At 75.5% G+C, this 3,523-nt stretch carries 3 protein-coding genes; 1 reads left to right on the top strand and 2 read right to left on the bottom strand.

The window, feature by feature from the left end:
- The first annotated feature begins 96 nt into the window (after nucleotides 1-96).
- A complete protein-coding gene (locus EYA84_RS28855) occupies nucleotides 97-276 on the top strand; it encodes a hypothetical protein (protein ID WP_394347628.1) in 180 nt (59 codons plus the stop codon).
- Between the two features lie 173 nt (nucleotides 277-449).
- On the opposite strand, the gene EYA84_RS28860 is transcribed toward EYA84_RS28855, so the two are convergent.
- Together EYA84_RS28860 and EYA84_RS28865 are read right to left on the bottom strand one after the other, a co-directional pair.
- The gene (locus tag EYA84_RS28860) at nucleotides 450-1,112 is read right to left on the bottom strand and encodes a hypothetical protein (protein ID WP_131057139.1); all 663 of its coding nucleotides are present in this window, start codon (nucleotides 1,110-1,112) and stop codon (nucleotides 450-452) included.
- Nucleotides 1,109-3,523 (bottom strand): FtsK/SpoIIIE domain-containing protein (locus tag EYA84_RS28865; protein ID WP_236146015.1); only part of this gene is annotated, 2,415 nt, incomplete at its 5' end. The genes EYA84_RS28860 and EYA84_RS28865, both read right to left, overlap by 4 nt.

The following is a 3,523-nucleotide window of genomic DNA, read 5'->3' on the forward strand; positions in this document are numbered from 1 at the left end:
GCGTGACGGTGCGGTCGAACAGCCGCAGCACCACCTGCTCACCCCGCTCGCGTCCGCCCCGGGCTGCACCGACAGCTCGACGAGCGGGGTGAGCAGGTGGTGCTGCGGCTGTTCGACCGCACCGTCACGCTGCCCGCGCAGTGCGCCGCCGCGCTGCGGGTCCTGCTCGCCGGGTCGGTCGTCCGGGTCGGTGACCTGCCCGGCCTCGACGACGACGCCGACCGCCTCACGCTCACCCGGCGACTGCTGCGTGAGGCCGTACTCGTCCCCGCCTGACCTCCGGACACTTTCCCACCCGACGGCATCGGCCCGGCACCGCGCGGTGCCGGGCCGGTCCGTGCGGTCCCGGGGCCGGTCCGTGCTCTGCCCTGTCGGGTCCGTGCCGGGCCCGGGTGAGGCGATGAGGGCAGCGGGCCAGGTCACGGCGCGGCGGGCGGACGTCGGCCGACTCAGGTCACGATCAGCAGGAGCAGCGTGGTGACCAGACCGGCGGCCACCACCACGATCACCGGGCGCGGACTCAGCACCGCGTGCCGCCGGTCGGCGATCACCCGGGCCGGCACCAGCCCGATCACCGGGCCGAGCAGCGTCACCACCAGCGCCAGCACCGGCAGGCCCACGGACAGCTCACCGTCGGCCCGCCCGCCCAGCGCGCGGGCACCCGCCCCCAGCGCGTACGCGAGCACCCCGCCGACCACCCCGCAGAGCGCCAGCAGCGGGTTCACGCTGTTCGGCAGCTCGCCCGGCTGGCGGGTGCGGCGCAGCAGGTCCCGCGCGGCGTCCAGCAGCGGCATCGGATCGCCGGTGGCGTCCTGGGTCGGTGCCGGGGGTGTGCCCGCCCGCCGCCCGCCGCCACCCAGCCGGCTGTTCAGCTCCTGCCACAGCATCGCCGTCTCGGAGTCCACCAGATCCTGGGACTCGCGGGCTGCGGCCAGTTCCCGCTCGGCCCGGTTGACCTCGTCGGCGGACTCGGCCACCGCCCGGTCGGCCGCCGCGCACTGCTGGGCGTACCAGGCGTTCGCCTCGGCGCGTTGTTCCTGCACCCGCGCGGTCAGCTCGGCGAGCCGCCGCAGCTGGGCGGCGTAGGTCTCGCTGGTCACCGGTTCGTTCATCGGGCCGGTCCGTAGGGAATGATGGTCTGCCCGGTGCGGTGCACCGCCCGGTCGAAGAAGAGTCCCCGCCACGGCCGGGGATACCAGTCCGGTCCGCCGCTGCCGGGGTACAACGGCCCGCTCAGGTCCCCGCCGTGGGTGTCCAGGGCCACCCAGGCGCCGATCTGGTCGGTGCGGGCGCCGGTGCCACCCAGGTCTACCTTCATCCGCGCCACCCCCCGCCACCAGGCCAGCACGTGGGTACGCCGCTCCGGGCCGTCGTGCAGGATCCGGCGCAGGTGTTCCAGCCCGGTGGATCTGCCGGCCCGCGCGGCGAGCGCGCCCGAGGCCGCGTCGACGGCGAAGAGCAGCAGGTAGTGCGGCCCGCCCCCGCTGCCCGGCCCACCGAGCCCCTCGGCGGTCTCGGCCATCAGCTCGGCCACCGTCTCCTCGTCGTACCAGGCGGCGTCGTCGGCGAGGTCCTCGTAGAGCGCCCTGGCCGCCGGGTCGGCGTCCGGATCCAGGCAGGCGATGGAGAACCGGGCGGTGCCGGGCCGGTGCTGCCGGGCCAGCGAGCGGGCCGCCGCGTCCAGCACCGCACACGCCTCGTCGATCCGGGTACCCAGCACCGCCAGGTTGCGTCCCGGTGCACGGGGCAGCCGCAGCGCCGCCGACCGGGCCTGCACGTCGATGATCTCGCCGAGCAGCGCGACCGGGCCGCGCGGCGTACCCACCTCCGGCGGGGTCAGCGCCCGGAAGTCCGGTGCCTCGGCCAGTCGGGGGATCGCGTCACCGTCGAAGAGACGGGCCGGTGCCGCCTCGGCCGGGCGCATCCGCCACAGCCGGTGCTGCAACTCGCTCCAGGTCTCCCACTCGCTGGCCGACGGGATCCGGGCCACCTCGTTGCCCTCCGGCAGCCCCGACTCGGCGTTGACCACCGCGTGGAACTTCGGCAGTGACTGCGCGGCGTCGTTGCGTTCGGCGAGGATGCGCAGCGCCTTGGGCAGCGCGATGCGCAGGGTGAACTGGGCGACCAGCGCCGGACGGCCCCACAGTGCCTCGATGCCGCGTACGTCCTGCGAGGCCAGCACCAGGTGGATGCCCTGCGAGCGGCCCCGCCGGGCCAGGTCCTCCAGCAGGTCGGCCGCCTCCCGGGCCACCGCGTCCCGGCCCGCCAGCAGCATCTGGAACTCGTCGACCACCGCGACGATCCGGGGCCAGTGCCCGGTCGGGTCCACCGCGCGGAGTTCGGCCAGCTTGGTGACCTCGTGCTTCTTCGCCGCGTCGGCGCGTCGGCGCAGCTCCTCGGCGAGGAAGCGCAGCAACGCCAGGCCGAACTCACGGTCGGTGTTGACGTTGATGCCGACCAGACGCATGTGCGGCAGCCAGCTCGGGTCCCGCCGTCCCTTGGCGAACCGGGCGAAGGACACCCCCTCCTTGAAGTCCAGGAGATAGAACTCCAGTTCGGCGGGGGAGTAGCGGGCGGCGAGCGCGCCGATCCAGGCGAAGATCAGATTGGTCTTGCCGGTGCCGGACGGGCCACCGATCAACGCGTGCGGCGGGTAGTCGCCGAGGGTCAGCAGCACCGGTCTGCCCTGCGGTCCCTCGCCGATCGGGGCGGTCAACCCGGTTGCCGAGTCCTCCCGCCACATCTGCTCCGGCGGCGGCAACAGATCGGTGAAGGGGGTGGGTGCCGGGCCGGCGCTGACCACCGAGGCGATCTGCCGGCAGGTCTCGGTGACCAGGGTGGCCGGCGGCGGGGGGTCGAGGCGTACCGGCAGGGTGCCGACCCGGGCGCCGTCGGCGGTGACCACGATCCGGGTCAGCGCCGCGTCGTCGGGCAGCGGCACCCCGCGCACGATGAGGTGGACGCCGCAGGCCACCCCGGCGCGTACCACCCGGTCGAGCTGGCCGCGCTCGTGCCGGGACAGTTCGTCGCCGCCGAGCAACACCGCCACCCGCCACGGCTCCGGCCGTCGTCCGGTCGCGGCGGCCAGCTCGCGCAGCGAGGCGTGCTCACCGGCGAGCACCGTCTCGTTGATCCGGCGGATCTGCTCCACCAGGTCGTCCAGCAACCGGCCCAGGCCACCCGGGCCGACGAAGGTGAGCAGCCCGGCGGTGCCCAGCGGGGCGAACCCGGCGAGCCCGCCGCCGAGCTGGTCCGGGTCGTAGCCGACCACCCGGACGGTGCCGGGCGCGGCCCGGCCGAGGCTGCGCAGCAGCAGTGCCGACACCACCGCGGCGCAGCCGTCCGGATCGCCGTCGAGCGCGACGTGCCCGCCGTCGAGCAGCGACACCAGCGCCGGCACCGGCTCGGTGTCGGGCAGCCGGATGGTGCCCACGCGGGTGGCGCCCGGCGGCTCGCCCCGGGTGGCGGGGGTGGGTCGCCACCCCGGCCAGTCCGCCGACCCGGCACCCGGTGCCTCCCGGGT

Source organism: Verrucosispora sp. SN26_14.1 (genome assembly GCF_004307965.1).
In the GTDB taxonomy this organism is placed as follows: Bacteria; Actinomycetota; Actinomycetes; order Mycobacteriales; family Micromonosporaceae; genus Micromonospora.